Origin of the sequence: Streptococcus mitis, from assembly GCF_001281025.1 — a bacterium.
In the GTDB taxonomy this organism is placed as follows: Bacteria; Bacillota; Bacilli; order Lactobacillales; family Streptococcaceae; genus Streptococcus; species Streptococcus mitis_AK.
This window is the reverse complement of sequence record NZ_CP012646.1, coordinates 1,679,281-1,696,110: the sequence shown is the minus strand read 5'-3', so window position 1 is coordinate 1,696,110 and position 16,830 is coordinate 1,679,281. Positions and strand designations below refer to the sequence as shown.

13 protein-coding genes, 1 tRNA gene and 1 pseudogene are annotated in these 16,830 nt (G+C 41.8%); 8 read left to right on the top strand and 7 right to left on the bottom strand.

Annotation, left to right across the window (positions count from 1 at the left end):
• Window positions 1-59: 59 nt before the first annotated feature.
• The 3 genes from gatD (RN80_RS08325) to RN80_RS08315 form a co-directional block, all read right to left on the bottom strand.
• The gene (gatD, locus tag RN80_RS08325; protein ID WP_060628612.1) at window positions 60-842 is read right to left on the bottom strand and encodes a lipid II isoglutaminyl synthase subunit GatD; all 783 of its coding nucleotides are present in this window, start codon (window positions 840-842) and stop codon (window positions 60-62) included.
• Complete coding sequence (murT, locus tag RN80_RS08320; protein WP_060628611.1) at window positions 842-2,185, bottom strand: lipid II isoglutaminyl synthase subunit MurT; 1,344 nt, start codon at window positions 2,183-2,185, stop codon at window positions 842-844. Before murT (RN80_RS08320) ends, gatD (RN80_RS08325) begins: the two co-directional genes overlap by 1 nt.
• 98 nt (window positions 2,186-2,283) lie before the next feature.
• A complete protein-coding gene (locus RN80_RS08315; protein ID WP_000958933.1) occupies window positions 2,284-3,600 on the bottom strand; it encodes an FAD-containing oxidoreductase in 1,317 nt (438 codons plus the stop codon).
• A gap of 329 nt (window positions 3,601-3,929) precedes the next feature.
• Here RN80_RS08315 and RN80_RS08310 point away from each other — a divergent pair.
• Window positions 3,930-4,481: pseudogene (locus RN80_RS08310) on the top strand (DEAD/DEAH box helicase); the annotation flags it as partial.
• A 173-nt stretch (window positions 4,482-4,654) separates the two neighbouring features.
• On the opposite strand, the gene RN80_RS08305 reads toward RN80_RS08310, so the two are convergent.
• From RN80_RS08305 to RN80_RS08290, 4 genes are all read right to left on the bottom strand, one after another.
• Window positions 4,655-5,737, bottom strand: coding sequence for a M24 family metallopeptidase (locus RN80_RS08305; protein ID WP_060628613.1), 1,083 nt, complete (start codon window positions 5,735-5,737; stop codon window positions 4,655-4,657).
• Between the two features lie 127 nt (window positions 5,738-5,864).
• The gene (gene gatD / locus RN80_RS08300; protein WP_060628612.1) at window positions 5,865-6,647 is read right to left on the bottom strand and encodes a lipid II isoglutaminyl synthase subunit GatD; all 783 of its coding nucleotides are present in this window, start codon (window positions 6,645-6,647) and stop codon (window positions 5,865-5,867) included.
• Window positions 6,647-7,990 (bottom strand): lipid II isoglutaminyl synthase subunit MurT, encoded by a 1,344-nt coding sequence (murT, locus tag RN80_RS08295; RefSeq protein WP_060628611.1) that lies wholly within the window; start codon window positions 7,988-7,990, stop codon window positions 6,647-6,649. The genes gatD (RN80_RS08300) and murT (RN80_RS08295) overlap by 1 nt, the downstream gene beginning before the upstream one ends.
• Before the next feature lie 98 nt (window positions 7,991-8,088).
• Window positions 8,089-9,405 (bottom strand): FAD-containing oxidoreductase, encoded by a 1,317-nt coding sequence (locus RN80_RS08290; protein ID WP_000958933.1) that lies wholly within the window; start codon window positions 9,403-9,405, stop codon window positions 8,089-8,091.
• A gap of 329 nt (window positions 9,406-9,734) precedes the next feature.
• On the opposite strand from RN80_RS08290, the gene cshA reads away from it, so the two are divergent.
• From cshA to vex3, 7 genes are all read left to right on the top strand, one after another.
• Window positions 9,735-11,309 carry a degradosome RNA helicase CshA gene (cshA, locus tag RN80_RS08285; protein WP_060628610.1) on the top strand — a complete coding sequence of 525 codons (1,575 nt, stop codon included), beginning with the start codon at window positions 9,735-9,737 and terminating at the stop codon, window positions 11,307-11,309.
• A gap of 256 nt (window positions 11,310-11,565) precedes the next feature.
• Window positions 11,566-12,354: a GTP-sensing pleiotropic transcriptional regulator CodY gene (gene codY, locus RN80_RS08280; RefSeq protein ID WP_049542801.1), complete on the top strand. Its 789-nt coding sequence runs from the start codon at window positions 11,566-11,568 to the stop codon at window positions 12,352-12,354.
• Window positions 12,354-12,929: a cysteine hydrolase family protein gene (locus RN80_RS08275; RefSeq protein ID WP_000158727.1), complete on the top strand. Its 576-nt coding sequence runs from the start codon at window positions 12,354-12,356 to the stop codon at window positions 12,927-12,929. Before codY ends, RN80_RS08275 begins: the two co-directional genes overlap by 1 nt.
• Window positions 12,930-13,008: 79 nt before the next feature.
• A tRNA-Leu gene (locus RN80_RS08270) sits at window positions 13,009-13,094 on the top strand.
• A gap of 139 nt (window positions 13,095-13,233) precedes the next feature.
• Complete coding sequence (locus RN80_RS08265; RefSeq protein WP_060628609.1) at window positions 13,234-14,511, top strand: ABC transporter permease; 1,278 nt, start codon at window positions 13,234-13,236, stop codon at window positions 14,509-14,511.
• 12 nt (window positions 14,512-14,523) lie between these two features.
• Window positions 14,524-15,171 (top strand): ABC transporter ATP-binding subunit Vex2, encoded by a 648-nt coding sequence (gene vex2 / locus RN80_RS08260; RefSeq protein WP_060628608.1) that lies wholly within the window; start codon window positions 14,524-14,526, stop codon window positions 15,169-15,171.
• A gap of 55 nt (window positions 15,172-15,226) precedes the next feature.
• On the top strand, window positions 15,227-16,606 hold the full coding sequence (gene vex3 / locus RN80_RS08255; RefSeq protein WP_060628607.1) for an ABC transporter permease subunit Vex3: 1,380 nt from the start codon (window positions 15,227-15,229) through the stop codon (window positions 16,604-16,606).
• Window positions 16,607-16,830 lie beyond the last annotated feature (224 nt).

Here is a 16,830-nt window from a genome sequence, read left to right as displayed (position 1 = left end):
GAACAGACAAAAAGAACTCCGACAAGATAACGGAGTTCTTTGATATCATTTTCCTTTGTTTAAGAAAAGTCAGCCTTGCTTTTGACATCACTGTATTCTTCAGCGATTTCTTGGCTGAGAATGTCCTCATAAGCAGGGAGTTGAATGTCCTGACCATATTTCTTCTTGAGGGCAGTAGTGACTAGGCGATAAGCTAGATTGGCATTACGAGAGAGGATAGGCCCGTGGAAGTAGGAACCAAAGACATTCTTATAATGAACACCTTCGCCGACTTTTTCTTCGTTATTTCCATTTCCATAGACAACCTGTCCCAGCGGTTTTTGATCATCTGAGAGGAAGGTACGGCCCTGATGATTTTCAAAACCATAGTAGGTTTCATCGAAATCTTCATTGTGAATCTTGATGTCCCCGATAAAACGGTTATTGGTCTGATTGAGGGTGTAGTGGCCCATGACCCCTAGTCCTTCGATGCGTCTCCCTGAAGCTTCAACATAATATTGGCCCAATAGTTGGAAACCACCGCAGATAGCCAGAACCACACCGTCGTTTTGGATGTAGTTGTCAATGCTCTCTTTTTTAGCAGGTAGGTCGTCTGCAATGATACTCTGTTCAAAGTCTTGACCACCACCGAAAAAGGCAATGTCGTAGTGATTTTCATCAAAGCTATCATGGAGAGAAACGATGTCAACCGTCACATGGGCTCCCAGTTTTTCAGCCACATACTTGAGCATGAGGATGTTTCCATTGTCCCCGTAGGTATTCATGAGATTTCCGTAGAGGTGGGCAATGTTGAGCTGATAGGGGTAATTGCCAGCTTTTGAGGAAAGTGAAGTATAAACCATTAGTTCATCTCCTTTCTAACAATCTGACGACTAGCCAGCAGTTCGCGGAATTCAAGCATAGCAGTATAGGTAGCCAGAATATAAGCATGCTTGCAGTCTTGGTTCTCAATGGTCTTGAGAACTTGCTCCAGACTACTTGTTTCAGTGATTTTCTCAGCTGGATAGCCTGTTACTCGTAGACGACGAGCGATTTCAGAATGACGAACACCGCCAGCGTTGATTTCGGGAATGTCCATGTCAGTGATTTGTTCAAAATCAGCATCCCAGATCCAGCTGGTATCAATTCCATCTGCATAGTTGGCATTTAGGAGAACAGATAGACTAAATGGATAAGGTGCTAGTTTAATCATTTCGATAGCTTGGGTCGCACCGACTGGATTTTTAATCAAGACGAGGGTACATTCCTTGTCACCGATATGGAAGGATTCTTGGCGTCCAAAGACAGCACGGCTCTTATCAAATCCCTGCTTGATGAGTTGTGAATCTGCACCAAGGAAACGGGCGATAGCAACCGCTGCTAGGGCGTTGTAGATATTGTAGAGACCACCGATTTGAATACCGTATTCTTGTCCGTCAATGACAAAGCGAGAGCGATTGTTGGTCAACTCAACCAATTCTGTCAAGCGATAGTCGAGATCAGGACGTTTACATCCACAACCTTCACAGATATAGGCACCCAAGTTTGCATAGGTATTGTGCTCATATTTGAGGATGCCTTGGCAGTCAGGACAGAGAATTCCTTCTGTATTATAGTGAGCCAGCTGGGCTGGGCCTTTCTCCAAGTCAAAACCAAAATACTCTACAGGATTTGGAATAGCTGGCTTGTAAAAAAGTGGACTGTCTCCATTAAGGAGAACAGTGGCAGTAGGCACCTTACGAATAGCGTCCAAAATCATCTTGTAAGTTGTGTAAATCTCACCATAGCGGTCCATCTGGTCACGGAAGATATTCGTGATGACAAAAAGGCTTGGCTGGATATAGTCACAGATACGAGATAGACTGGCTTCGTCAATTTCTAGGACGGCAATGTTTTTTCCGGTTTTAGAAGATTTGGCAGTCAAGAAGGTCGTCGCAATTCCTGTAATCATGTTGGCACCGCTTGGGTTGGTCAAAACTTGACCATAAACCTCTTTTAAAATGCCGACAGTGAGGGCAGTTGTCAGGGTTTTTCCGTTGGTTCCAGTGACCACGACAATCTCGTAGTTCTTAGCTAGGTTTTGTAAAATATCTTTATCAAATTGAAGGGCAAGTTTTCCTGGAAGCGTACTTCCACGGCCAAGACGGCTTAAAATGAAGTGGGAAGAGCGCCCAGCTAGGAGGCCCAAAGTAGTTTTTAATTTCATGTTTCTATTATATCATAAAAGAGGGAAAAGACAGATTTGAGATTTCGCAGAAGTAAAAACAGCCCAAAGAGGGCTGTTCGATACGATTAAATCTCAACTTAAATCGCAAACAAGTCATTCAAGTTCTCAGCCAAGGTTGGGTGAGTGAAGATTTGTTTTGTGAAGTAAGTGTAAGGAATCTTGTTGTCCATAGCAACAGTGATGATATTGATGATTTCTTGAGAACCTTCTGAGAAGATGCTTGCACCGAGAATTTCTTTTGTTTCAGTATTCACAACAGCTTTGAAAGCTCCGCGAAGGTCGCCATTTACATGACCACGAGGCATCGCAGCAACAGGGATTTCCTTAACGGCGTATGGAAGTTTCAAATCAGCTGCTTGGCTTTCAGTCAAACCGACTTGTGAAAGGGCAGGTGTGATAAACATGGTGTTTGGTACATTGAGACGGTCTTCAAGCGTGTAGCTACCATCTCCAGCAAGGTAGCTGTAAACAACACGGAAGTCATCAAGTGAAATGTAAGTAAATTGAAGGCCACCGTTGACATCTCCAACTGCAAAGACACCAGGAACGTTTGTTTGACAATGTTTGTCCACTTTAATAGCACCACGTTCAGTTAGTTCAATATCTGTATTTTCAAGTTGAAGTGGTTCTACATTTGGTTTGCGTCCAGTTGCGTAAAGAAGGGCATCGAAACGGTAAGTTTCATTTTCAGTTACGACAAGCACTTGGTCACCGTCATTTTTAATTTCAGTAGTACGGATATTTTGAAGCAATTCAATACCGTCTTCTTCCATGTATTGTTTAGCAAGAGCTGCGATGGAAGGTTCTGCACGAGGAAGGAAAGTATCCAAGGCATCTAGGACTGTGACCTTGCTTCCAAGTTTGTTGTAAAGGCCGGCAAATTCAAGACCGATATTTCCACCACCAAGGACTCCAAGGTTTTCAGGTAATTTGTCCAAGTTTTGGATACCTGTTGAGTCAAAGACGTTTTTGCTTGTAGCAAGTCCAGGGATTGGCAAGACGTTTGAAACAGCACCAGTGTTGATGACGATTGTTTCAGCAGTCAGTTCTTTCTTTTCATCACCAGCTTGGATTTCGATGACTTTATTTGAAAGGAAGTGAGCTTCCGCATCAAAGATATCTACGCCTGTACCAGCAACAGTAGCATAGTTTTTACCGTTGAGGCGACCAGTGATAGTGTTTTTGGTAGCAATCACTTCTTCAAAAGACAAGTCTTTCTCAGCAGCAACTAGCAAAGTCTTAGTTGGGATACATCCGATGTTGATACAAGTTCCACCGTACATAGCTTTGCTACGTTCAACGAGAGCAACTTTTTTGCCAGCTGAAGCCAATTTACCAGCTAGTGTTTTACCAGCTTTACCAAATCCGATAACGATTAAATCATAAGTTAACATTTAGAGTTCCTCCTATTCGATTTTCATTCTAGCACAAGAAAAAAACTTTTGCACAATTCTGCTACGCTTTAAAAAAGTTTATGAAATAGTGGAAATTATAGCCTTACTTTCTCAGAAAAATCGTTTACATGATATTATCGATGGATTGGGCTATCTTTTGCTTCTCTCTTGTGTTATACTAGATAGGTTGCAAAGAAAACAGTACTTTTCTTTTGTGGAAAAGAAGCAACACGATTTTATATCCAGTATATGAAAATACGTCATAAAAAGAAAAGTATAAACTAAGCCCTATAGGGTGGCTTCGCACCACCTTTAGAAAGAAGAATATCGTGAAATTTAATGAATTAAACTTGTCTGCTGATTTGCTAGCAGAGATTGAAAAAGCTGGTTTTGTAGAAGCCAGTCCGATCCAAGAACAAACCATTCCCTTGGCCCTTGAAGGCAAGGACGTTATCGGTCAAGCTCAGACTGGTACGGGAAAAACTGCGGCTTTTGGTTTGCCAACTCTTGAAAAAATTCGTACAGAAGAAGCAACTATCCAAGCCTTGGTCATCGCTCCAACTCGTGAACTAGCTGTCCAAAGTCAAGAAGAACTCTTCCGCTTTGGTCGTAGTAAGGGAGTCAAAGTCCGTTCAGTATATGGCGGATCAAGCATTGAAAAGCAAATTAAGGCTCTTAAATCTGGTGCCCATATCGTGGTGGGAACACCTGGTCGCCTCTTGGACTTGATTAAACGCAAGGCCTTGAAATTACAAGATATTGAAACTCTTATCCTTGACGAAGCGGATGAAATGCTCAACATGGGCTTCCTTGAAGACATTGAAGCTATCATCTCCCGTGTTCCTGAAAGCCGTCAAACCTTACTTTTCTCAGCAACTATATTTCATGCAAAATATGGTAGGGATGATTGTAGGATTTATCCTTAGTCAAAGTATCAAGAAGATTAAGTAATGAGGCTGAGTCAAAAGTCTTTCAAATAAGAAAAACGCATAGTATCAGGTGTTGAAAAACCTTGATACTATGCGTTTTATTGTGGGAAGATTTTCGAAGAATTTTAATCAAAATAAAGCAAGTCTTTGCTGGTGTTTGTAAAGAGGTCAAAGCCATCTTTGGTAACAACACCACAGTCTTCGATACGGACACCGACTTTACCAGGGATATAGATACCTGGTTCAACAGAGAAGCACATGCCTTCTTCGATGACCATGTCGTTTCCTTCCATGATAGATGGGAATTCGTGGACATCCATACCGATACCGTGACCAAGACGGTGGTTGAAGTACTCGCCGTAACCAGCTTTTTCAATGACCTCACGGGCCGCGCGGTCCACTTCATGAGCAGTCACACCTGGCTTGATAAAGTCAAGAGCAGCTTGTTGGGCTTCAAGAGTTAAGTTGTAAATATCTTTCTTGAATTGGTCTGGTTTGCCGACAGCGACCGTACGAGTCATATCTGACGCATAGCCGTTGACTAGAACACCAAGGTCAAAGAGGAGAAGGGCGTTATTTTCAACTTTGTTTGCTGCTGGAATACCGTGTGGATTTGCAGCATTATCACCAGTCAAGACCATGGTATCAAAACTCATTTCATAACCTTCACGCTTCATAGCAAAGTCGATTTGGGCAATAATATCTGTCTCAGTCTTATCAAGAGAAATATTGTCAAAACCAACCTTAACAGCCTTGTCCGCATAGAGACCGGCCACCATCATTTTTTGCACTTCGTCAGCTGATTTGATAAGGCGCATACGTTGGATACGAGGAGTGAGGTTTTCAAACTCAGCAGTTTCAAAGACTATTTTCAAGCCATGATATTTGGTCAAGATGAGATTGTCAAACTCAACAGCGACACGTTTGAAGTCAAGTTGTGGAAGAGCATGTTTCATTTTTTGCCATGGATTTTCAGAATCCACATAGCCCACAACTGGGAAGGAAACAGTGCTGCTTGCACGCTCAACCTCAAGGGCTGGGACAAAGAGGAGAGGTTCCTGATCTGCTAGGACAAAAAGGAACATTTGGCGTTCATGGGGATCACTGTAAAAGCCAGTGAGGTAATTGATTGTGACGGGGTCAGATACGACAGCGACGTCTAGTTTTTCTGATTCAAGATATGTTACGATTTGTTGTAATTTAGACATATGCTACCTTCTTTCTACCCCTCTATTTTGGCAAAAAATGAGAGAAAATGCAAGGGAGAAGGGTAAAAGAACAGACAAAAAGAACTCCGACAAGATAACGGAGTTCTTTGATATCATTTTCCTTTGTTTAAGAAAAGTCAGCCTTGCTTTTGACATCACTGTATTCTTCAGCGATTTCTTGGCTGAGAATGTCCTCATAAGCAGGGAGTTGAATGTCCTGACCATATTTCTTCTTGAGGGCAGTAGTGACTAGGCGATAAGCTAGATTGGCATTACGAGAGAGGATAGGCCCGTGGAAGTAGGAACCAAAGACATTCTTATAATGAACACCTTCGCCGACTTTTTCTTCGTTATTTCCATTTCCATAGACAACCTGTCCCAGCGGTTTTTGATCATCTGAGAGGAAGGTACGGCCCTGATGATTTTCAAAACCATAGTAGGTTTCATCGAAATCTTCATTGTGAATCTTGATGTCCCCGATAAAACGGTTATTGGTCTGATTGAGGGTGTAGTGGCCCATGACCCCTAGTCCTTCGATGCGTCTCCCTGAAGCTTCAACATAATATTGGCCCAATAGTTGGAAACCACCGCAGATAGCCAGAACCACACCGTCGTTTTGGATGTAGTTGTCAATGCTCTCTTTTTTAGCAGGTAGGTCGTCTGCAATGATACTCTGTTCAAAGTCTTGACCACCACCGAAAAAGGCAATGTCGTAGTGATTTTCATCAAAGCTATCATGGAGAGAAACGATGTCAACCGTCACATGGGCTCCCAGTTTTTCAGCCACATACTTGAGCATGAGGATGTTTCCATTGTCCCCGTAGGTATTCATGAGATTTCCGTAGAGGTGGGCAATGTTGAGCTGATAGGGGTAATTGCCAGCTTTTGAGGAAAGTGAAGTATAAACCATTAGTTCATCTCCTTTCTAACAATCTGACGACTAGCCAGCAGTTCGCGGAATTCAAGCATAGCAGTATAGGTAGCCAGAATATAAGCATGCTTGCAGTCTTGGTTCTCAATGGTCTTGAGAACTTGCTCCAGACTACTTGTTTCAGTGATTTTCTCAGCTGGATAGCCTGTTACTCGTAGACGACGAGCGATTTCAGAATGACGAACACCGCCAGCGTTGATTTCGGGAATGTCCATGTCAGTGATTTGTTCAAAATCAGCATCCCAGATCCAGCTGGTATCAATTCCATCTGCATAGTTGGCATTTAGGAGAACAGATAGACTAAATGGATAAGGTGCTAGTTTAATCATTTCGATAGCTTGGGTCGCACCGACTGGATTTTTAATCAAGACGAGGGTACATTCCTTGTCACCGATATGGAAGGATTCTTGGCGTCCAAAGACAGCACGGCTCTTATCAAATCCCTGCTTGATGAGTTGTGAATCTGCACCAAGGAAACGGGCGATAGCAACCGCTGCTAGGGCGTTGTAGATATTGTAGAGACCACCGATTTGAATACCGTATTCTTGTCCGTCAATGACAAAGCGAGAGCGATTGTTGGTCAACTCAACCAATTCTGTCAAGCGATAGTCGAGATCAGGACGTTTACATCCACAACCTTCACAGATATAGGCACCCAAGTTTGCATAGGTATTGTGCTCATATTTGAGGATGCCTTGGCAGTCAGGACAGAGAATTCCTTCTGTATTATAGTGAGCCAGCTGGGCTGGGCCTTTCTCCAAGTCAAAACCAAAATACTCTACAGGATTTGGAATAGCTGGCTTGTAAAAAAGTGGACTGTCTCCATTAAGGAGAACAGTGGCAGTAGGCACCTTACGAATAGCGTCCAAAATCATCTTGTAAGTTGTGTAAATCTCACCATAGCGGTCCATCTGGTCACGGAAGATATTCGTGATGACAAAAAGGCTTGGCTGGATATAGTCACAGATACGAGATAGACTGGCTTCGTCAATTTCTAGGACGGCAATGTTTTTTCCGGTTTTAGAAGATTTGGCAGTCAAGAAGGTCGTCGCAATTCCTGTAATCATGTTGGCACCGCTTGGGTTGGTCAAAACTTGACCATAAACCTCTTTTAAAATGCCGACAGTGAGGGCAGTTGTCAGGGTTTTTCCGTTGGTTCCAGTGACCACGACAATCTCGTAGTTCTTAGCTAGGTTTTGTAAAATATCTTTATCAAATTGAAGGGCAAGTTTTCCTGGAAGCGTACTTCCACGGCCAAGACGGCTTAAAATGAAGTGGGAAGAGCGCCCAGCTAGGAGGCCCAAAGTAGTTTTTAATTTCATGTTTCTATTATATCATAAAAGAGGGAAAAGACAGATTTGAGATTTCGCAGAAGTAAAAACAGCCCAAAGAGGGCTGTTCGATACGATTAAATCTCAACTTAAATCGCAAACAAGTCATTCAAGTTCTCAGCCAAGGTTGGGTGAGTGAAGATTTGTTTTGTGAAGTAAGTGTAAGGAATCTTGTTGTCCATAGCAACAGTGATGATATTGATGATTTCTTGAGAACCTTCTGAGAAGATGCTTGCACCGAGAATTTCTTTTGTTTCAGTATTCACAACAGCTTTGAAAGCTCCGCGAAGGTCGCCATTTACATGACCACGAGGCATCGCAGCAACAGGGATTTCCTTAACGGCGTATGGAAGTTTCAAATCAGCTGCTTGGCTTTCAGTCAAACCGACTTGTGAAAGGGCAGGTGTGATAAACATGGTGTTTGGTACATTGAGACGGTCTTCAAGCGTGTAGCTACCATCTCCAGCAAGGTAGCTGTAAACAACACGGAAGTCATCAAGTGAAATGTAAGTAAATTGAAGGCCACCGTTGACATCTCCAACTGCAAAGACACCAGGAACGTTTGTTTGACAATGTTTGTCCACTTTAATAGCACCACGTTCAGTTAGTTCAATATCTGTATTTTCAAGTTGAAGTGGTTCTACATTTGGTTTGCGTCCAGTTGCGTAAAGAAGGGCATCGAAACGGTAAGTTTCATTTTCAGTTACGACAAGCACTTGGTCACCGTCATTTTTAATTTCAGTAGTACGGATATTTTGAAGCAATTCAATACCGTCTTCTTCCATGTATTGTTTAGCAAGAGCTGCGATGGAAGGTTCTGCACGAGGAAGGAAAGTATCCAAGGCATCTAGGACTGTGACCTTGCTTCCAAGTTTGTTGTAAAGGCCGGCAAATTCAAGACCGATATTTCCACCACCAAGGACTCCAAGGTTTTCAGGTAATTTGTCCAAGTTTTGGATACCTGTTGAGTCAAAGACGTTTTTGCTTGTAGCAAGTCCAGGGATTGGCAAGACGTTTGAAACAGCACCAGTGTTGATGACGATTGTTTCAGCAGTCAGTTCTTTCTTTTCATCACCAGCTTGGATTTCGATGACTTTATTTGAAAGGAAGTGAGCTTCCGCATCAAAGATATCTACGCCTGTACCAGCAACAGTAGCATAGTTTTTACCGTTGAGGCGACCAGTGATAGTGTTTTTGGTAGCAATCACTTCTTCAAAAGACAAGTCTTTCTCAGCAGCAACTAGCAAAGTCTTAGTTGGGATACATCCGATGTTGATACAAGTTCCACCGTACATAGCTTTGCTACGTTCAACGAGAGCAACTTTTTTGCCAGCTGAAGCCAATTTACCAGCTAGTGTTTTACCAGCTTTACCAAATCCGATAACGATTAAATCATAAGTTAACATTTAGAGTTCCTCCTATTCGATTTTCATTCTAGCACAAGAAAAAAACTTTTGCACAATTCTGCTACGCTTTAAAAAAGTTTATGAAATAGTGGAAATTATAGCCTTACTTTCTCAGAAAAATCGTTTACATGATATTATCGATGGATTGGGCTATCTTTTGCTTCTCTCTTGTGTTATACTAGATAGGTTGCAAAGAAAACAGTACTTTTCTTTTGTGGAAAAGAAGCAACACGATTTTATATCCAGTATATGAAAATACGTCATAAAAAGAAAAGTATAAACTAAGCCCTATAGGGTGGCTTCGCACCACCTTTAGAAAGAAGAATATCGTGAAATTTAATGAATTAAACTTGTCTGCTGATTTGCTAGCAGAGATTGAAAAAGCTGGTTTTGTAGAAGCCAGTCCGATCCAAGAACAAACCATTCCCTTGGCCCTTGAAGGCAAGGACGTTATCGGTCAAGCTCAGACTGGTACGGGAAAAACTGCGGCTTTTGGTTTGCCAACTCTTGAAAAAATTCGTACAGAAGAAGCAACTATCCAAGCCTTGGTCATCGCTCCAACTCGTGAACTAGCTGTCCAAAGTCAAGAAGAACTCTTCCGCTTTGGTCGTAGTAAGGGAGTCAAAGTCCGTTCAGTATATGGCGGATCAAGCATTGAAAAGCAAATTAAGGCTCTTAAATCTGGTGCCCATATCGTGGTGGGAACACCTGGTCGCCTCTTGGACTTGATTAAACGCAAGGCCTTGAAATTACAAGATATTGAAACTCTTATCCTTGACGAAGCGGATGAAATGCTCAACATGGGCTTCCTTGAAGACATTGAAGCTATCATCTCCCGTGTTCCTGAAAGCCGTCAAACCTTACTTTTCTCAGCAACTATGCCAGATGCCATCAAACGTATCGGTGTTCAGTTTATGAAAGAACCTGAGCATGTGAAGATTGCTGCTAAGGAATTAACAACAGAATTGGTTGACCAATACTATATCCGAGTTAAAGAGCAAGAAAAATTTGATACCATGACTCGTCTCATGGATGTGGAACAGCCTGAGCTTGCTATCGTATTTGGTCGTACCAAACGTCGTGTGGATGAATTGACTCGTGGTTTGAAAATCCGTGGCTTCCGTGCAGAAGGAATTCATGGAGACCTAGACCAAAACAAACGTCTTCGTGTCCTTCGTGACTTTAAAAATGGCAATCTTGATGTTTTGGTTGCGACAGACGTTGCAGCACGTGGGTTGGATATTTCAGGTGTGACCCATGTCTATAACTACGATATTCCACAAGATCCTGAAAGTTATGTTCACCGTATCGGTCGTACAGGTCGTGCCGGTAAGTCAGGTCAGTCTATTACTTTCGTATCACCAAATGAAATGGGCTACCTCCAAATCATTGAAAACTTGACTAAGAAACGCATGAAAGGCCTTAAACCTGCAAGCGCAGAAGAAGCCTTCCAAGTAAAAAAACACGTAGCTCTCAAGAAAATCGAACGTGATTTTGCAGATGAGACTATCCGTGCCAACTTTGAGAAATTTGGTAAGGATGCTCGTAAGCTAGCTGCCGAATTTACTCTAGAAGAATTGGCAATGTATATCTTGAGTCTGACTGTTCAAGACCCAGATAGTCTTCCTGAAGTGGAGATTGCACGTGAAAAACCACTGCCATTTAAACCATCAGGTAATGGCTTCGGTGGTAACGCTAAGGGAGGTCGTCGTGGAGATGACCGTCGTGATAATCGCCGAGGAGACAACCGTCGTGGTGGTCGCCGTGATGATTTCAAAAAAGGAAGTCGTGGCAACGATCGTTTTGATAAGGAAAAACGTTACCGTAAGGATAATAAAAAACCACGCAATACTTCAAGCGAAAAGAAAACAGGCTTTGTTATTCGTAACAAGGGCGATAAATAAGAAAAAGCGGTTCAAAATGAATCGCTTTTTTATATAAGGAGACCGAATGGAAAAAGAAAGATAAATAAAATAGTTATATTATCTTCTTGTAATGTTATAATACACAAAAACAGGGAGCTTGTCAATAGAAAAGAAGCAATTTAATTAAAAATATTCTTGTTTTTTCAAATTGCAATTAAATAAGCAATTTTCAGATAATAATTGAAAATTCAAGCTGTTTATGTTATAATGATAGCGATTAAATTCGAGGTGAAAAATGGCACATTTATTAGAAAAAACTAGAAAAATTACTTCTATCCTGAAGCGCTCAGAGGAGCAGTTGCAGGAAGAGCTTCCCTACAATGCGATTACCCGTCAATTGGCAGATATTATCGACTGTAACGCCTGTATCGTTAATAGCAAGGGACGTCTCCTTGGTTATTTCATGCGTTACAAAACCAATACAGATCGTGTCGAGCAATTCTTCCAAACTAAGATTTTCCCGGACGACTATGTACAGGGCGCGAACATGATTTACGATACAGAAGCCAATCTGACAGTTGATCATGATTTAAGCATTTTTCCTGTGGAAAGTCGTGCCGACTTTCCAGATGGTTTGACGACTATTGCACCGATTCATGTATCAGGGATTCGACTTGGTTCTTTGATTATTTGGCGCAATGATAAAAAATTCGAAGACGAGGACTTGATTCTTGTTGAAATTGCGAGTACCGTTGTTGGAATTCAACTTCTCAACTTCCAGCGTGAGGAAGATGAGAAAAATATCCGTCGCCGTACTGCTGTTACCATGGCGGTTAATACCCTTTCTTACTCCGAACTTCGTGCTGTTTCAGCTATTTTAGGGGAGTTAAACGGAAATGAAGGACAGTTGACTGCGTCAGTGATTGCAGATCGTATCGGAATAACCCGTTCGGTGATTGTCAATGCCCTTCGTAAACTTGAGTCTGCGGGAATTATTGAAAGTCGCTCACTTGGAATGAAGGGAACCTATCTTAAGGTCTTGATTTCAGATATTTTTGAAGAAGTGAAGAAAAGAGATTACTAATGACTAAGGCTTTAATTTCGATTGACTATACAGAAGATTTTGTTGCTGATAGTGGGAAGCTGACAGCAGGTGCTCCAGCTCAGGCGATTTCGGATGCCATCAGCAAGGTAACTCGATTAGCTTTTGAACGAGGAGATTACATCTTCTTTACAATCGATGCTCACGAAGAAAACGATTGTTTCCATCCAGAAAGCAAGTTGTTTCCTCCTCACAATTTGATTGGGACTAGTGGACGGAATTTATACGGAGATTTGGGGACCTTTTATCAAGAGCATGGTTCAGACAGTCGTGTCTTTTGGATGGATAAACGCCATTACTCAGCTTTTTCAGGGACTGACCTGGATATCCGTTTGAGAGAGCGTCGAATTTCTACCGTTATTTTAACAGGAGTTTTGACGGATATCTGTGTCCTGCATACAGCTATAGATGCCTATAATCTAGGATATGATATCGAGATTGTTAAACCAGCTGTTGCTTCCATCTGGCCTGAAAACCATCAATTTGCCCTAGGTCATTTCAAAAATACACTCGGAGCTAAGTTAGTAGATGAAAAGCTAAATGAAATTTCAGAGTAATTTATTTGATGAAATGAAAAAAATTGAAAAAAGTGTTGACAAGCATCCTAAAAGTTGATATACTAGTAAAGTAATCGACGCGGGGATGGCGGAATTGGCAGACGCGCAGGACTAAGGATCCTGTGACCGCTTTAGGTCGTGAGGGTTCAAGTCCCTCTCTCCGCATAGGATAAGAGTTAGCTTAGGCTAGCTCTTTTGTTTTCATCTAATTCAAGTAGAGCAAAAAATTTTTGCTCTTTTTTTGTATTTCATAAACATTTCATATTTGGATTTTATAATAGTATTACAAATATGGAGGTGACGAATGAATCCAATCCAAATAGCTTGGGCTTATGTCAGCAGAAAACGACTGAGAAGTTTTATTTTATTTCTGATTTTATTGGTCCTATTGGCTGGAATTTCAGCCTGTTTGACTCTGATGAAGTCCAACAAAACAGTTGAAACCAATCTTTACAAATCACTCAACACATCTTTTTCTATTAAGAAGATAGAAAATGGGCAGACCTTCAAGTTGTCAGAGATAGCGTCCGTGAGCAAGATTAAGGGACTGGAAAATGTCTCTCCTGAACTCGAGACGGTCGCAAAACTGAAAGACAAGGAAGTAGTGAGTGGCGAGCAGAGCGTGGAGCGTGATGATTTGTCAGCTGCGGACAAGAACTTGGTTAGCTTAACGGCACTTGAGGATTCATCCAAGGATGTCACCTTTACCAGTTCAGCTTTCAATCTAAAAGAAGGGCGACATCTTCAAAAAGGGGATTCAAAGAAAATCCTTATTCACGAAGAGTTGGCCAAGAAGAACGGTCTTTCGCTTCATGACAAGCTTCGCTTGGATGCTGGACAGTCAGAAGCTGGTAAAGGACAAACTGTCGAGTTTGAGATTGTCGGCATCTTTTCTGGTAAAAAACAAGAGAAATTCACAGGCTTGTCTTCTGACTTCAGTGAAAACCAAGTCTTTACAGACTATGAAAGTAGCCAAACTCTTTTGGGCAATAGCGAACCTCAAGTTAGTGCAGCGCGCTTCTATGTAGAAAATCCTAAGGAAATGGACGGACTCATGAAGCAGGTAGAAAACTTGTCCTTGGTTAGTCAAGGTTACCAAGTTGAGAAGGAGAACAAGGCTTTTGAACAAATCAAAGACTCAGTTGCAACCTTCCAAACCTTTCTGACCATTTTCCTTTATGGGATGTTGATAGCAGGAGCAGGAGCCTTAATTCTTGTTTTGTCTCTCTGGTTGAGAGAAAGGGTCTACGAAGTGGGAATTTTACTGGCGCTTGGAAAAGGCAAGAGCTCGATTTTCCTACAGTTCTGTTTAGAGGTAGTTTTGGTATCTCTCGGAGCTTTGCTTCCATCCTTTATCGCTGGAAATGCCATTACATCCTATCTGCTCCAAACTGTCCTAGCCAGTGGAGATCAGGCAGTCTTACAAGACACGCTAGCCAAAGCAAGCAGTTTATCAACCAGTATCTTATCTTTTGCAGAATCCTATGTTTTTCTAGTTCTGCTCAGTTGCTTATCTGTAGCACTTTGTTTCCTATTCTTATTTAGAAAATCGCCGAAAGAAATTTTATCATCTATTAGTTAAGAAGGAGAAATCATGACTTTATTACAATTACAAGATGTTACCTACCGTTATAAGAACACTGCTGAAGCAGTCCTATATCAGATCAATTATAATTTTGAACCCGGGAAATTTTACAGTATTATTGGGGAGTCAGGAGCGGGGAAATCCACTCTCTTGTCCCTCCTTGCTGGTTTAGATAGTCCTGTTGAAGGTTCTATCCTTTTTCAAGGAGAGGATATTCGTAAGAAGGGCTATTCTTACCATCGCATGCACCATATTTCCCTGGTCTTTCAAAATTATAACTTGATAGATTATCTTTCTCCACTGGAAAATATCCGCTTGGTCAACAAAAAGGCAAGCAAGGATACACTGCTTGAGCTTGGTTTGGATGAAAGTCAGATCAAGCGGAATGTTCTCCAGTTATCAGGTGGTCAACAGCAACGTGTTGCCATTGCTCGTAGTTTGGTCTCAGAAGCTCCAGTTATTCTAGCGGATGAGCCAACGGGAAATCTGGACCCTAAAACTGCTGGAGATATTGTCGAACTGCTCAAATCACTTGCCCAGAAAACAGGTAAATGTGTGATTGTCGTCACCCACAGTAAAGAAGTGGCACAAGCGTCAGATATTACACTTGAGTTGAAGGACAAGAAACTGACTGAAACTCGCGATACTACGAAATAATACGAGCTTTTTCTGTTCGAACTATAAAATAGAATAAAATCTAGAAAGGGAACCTATGTTACACAACGCATTTGCCTACGTTACAAGGAAGTTTTTCAAATCGATTGTCATCTTCCTGATTATTCTCCTCATGGCGAGCTTGAGTTTGGTCGGCTTGTCGATCAAGGGAGCTACTGCCAAGGCTTCTCAGGAGACCTTTAAAAATATCACCAACAGCTTCTCCATGCAAATCAATCGTCGCGTCAATCAAGGAACGCCTCGTGGTGCTGGGAATATTAAGGGTGAAGACATCAAAAAAATCACCGAAAACAAGGCCATTGAGTATTATGTTAAACGCATCAATGCCATTGGAGATTTGACTGGCTATGAACTCATCGAAACGCCAGATACCAAGAAAAATCTGACACCTGACCGTGCTAAACATTTTGGAAGTAGCTTGATGATTACAGGAGTCAATGACTCTTCTAAAGAAGACAAGTTTGTCTCTGGTTCTTATAAGTTGGTCGAAGGTGAGCACTTAACCAACGACGACAAGGACAAGATCCTCCTGCACAAGGACTTGGCAGCCAAACACGGCTGGAAAGTAGGGGACAAGGTCAAACTAGACTCTAATATCTACGATGCAGACAATGAAAAAGGTGCCAAGGAAACAGTCGAAGTGACAATCAAGGGACTCTTTGATGGTCATAATAAGTCAGCAGTAACCTACTCACAAGAACTCTATGAAAATACAGCTATCACAGACATTCACACTGCTGCAAAACTTTATGGATACACAGAAGACACAGCTATTTATGGGGACGCAACCTTCTTTGTGACAGCGGACAAGAACTTGGATGACGTCATGAAAGAGTTGAATGGCATCAGTGGTATCAACTGGAAGAGCTATACACTCGTTAAGAGCTCCTCTAACTACCCAGCTCTTGAGCAATCCATCTCTGGTATGTACAAGATGGCCAATCTCCTCTTCTGGGGTAGCTTGAGTTTCTCAGTTCTTCTCCTTGCCCTCTTGCTCAGCCTTTGGATCAATGCCCGTCGCAAGGAAGTGGGTATTCTCCTCTCTATTGGTCTCAAGCAGGCAAGTATCTTGGGTCAATTCATCACTGAATCCATCTTGATTGCCATCCCTGCTCTTGTTTCTGCTTACTTCTTAGCTACTTACACAGCGCGTGCAATCGGAAATACTGTTCTTACCAATGTCACTTCAGGTGTTGCCAAGCAAGCTAGCAAGGCTGCTCAAGCCTCTAACCTTGGTGGTGGTGCAGAAGTAGATAGCTTTAGTAAGACCTTGTCGAGCCTAGATATTTCCATTCAGACATCAGACTTTATCATCGTCTTTGTCCTTGCCTTGGTTCTAGTGGTTCTCGTTATGGCGCTTGCTTCAAGCAATCTCCTAAGAAAACAACCAAAAGAGCTCTTGCTGGATAGTGAATAAATTTGAAAAAATTAGTCTAAAATAGAGACTACATCTTATTTTTTATTCAAGAATGGTGGATAGAGAATGGCTATTTAACAATTCAAAATAGAGCCGAAAGCAGTGGTGAAAATCATTGCTTTCAGTTGCTTTCTTTGTACTTTGGTACTTAAACATGATATACTAAAGATATGGAATCTATTAGAAAGGAATTTCACAACTTATATATGGAATTGTGCATAAGA

Bases quoted from the DNA above. Each gene is read 5' to 3' on its own strand.
- gatD (WP_060628612.1), bottom strand. From the start codon at position 842: ATGGTTTATACTTCACTTTCCTCAAAAGCTGGCAATTACCCCTATCAG.
- murT (WP_060628611.1), bottom strand. From the start codon at position 2,185: ATGAAATTAAAAACTACTTTGGGCCTCCTAGCTGGGCGCTCTTCCCAC.
- RN80_RS08315 (WP_000958933.1), bottom strand. From the start codon at position 3,600: ATGTTAACTTATGATTTAATCGTTATCGGATTTGGTAAAGCTGGTAAA.
- RN80_RS08305 (WP_060628613.1), bottom strand. From the start codon at position 5,737: ATGTCTAAATTACAACAAATCGTAACATATCTTGAATCAGAAAAACTA.
- gatD (WP_060628612.1), bottom strand. From the start codon at position 6,647: ATGGTTTATACTTCACTTTCCTCAAAAGCTGGCAATTACCCCTATCAG.
- murT (WP_060628611.1), bottom strand. From the start codon at position 7,990: ATGAAATTAAAAACTACTTTGGGCCTCCTAGCTGGGCGCTCTTCCCAC.
- RN80_RS08290 (WP_000958933.1), bottom strand. From the start codon at position 9,405: ATGTTAACTTATGATTTAATCGTTATCGGATTTGGTAAAGCTGGTAAA.
- codY (WP_049542801.1), top strand. From the start codon at position 11,566: ATGGCACATTTATTAGAAAAAACTAGAAAAATTACTTCTATCCTGAAG.
- RN80_RS08275 (WP_000158727.1), top strand. From the start codon at position 12,354: ATGACTAAGGCTTTAATTTCGATTGACTATACAGAAGATTTTGTTGCT.
- RN80_RS08265 (WP_060628609.1), top strand. From the start codon at position 13,234: ATGAATCCAATCCAAATAGCTTGGGCTTATGTCAGCAGAAAACGACTG.
- vex2 (WP_060628608.1), top strand. From the start codon at position 14,524: ATGACTTTATTACAATTACAAGATGTTACCTACCGTTATAAGAACACT.
- vex3 (WP_060628607.1), top strand. From the start codon at position 15,227: ATGTTACACAACGCATTTGCCTACGTTACAAGGAAGTTTTTCAAATCG.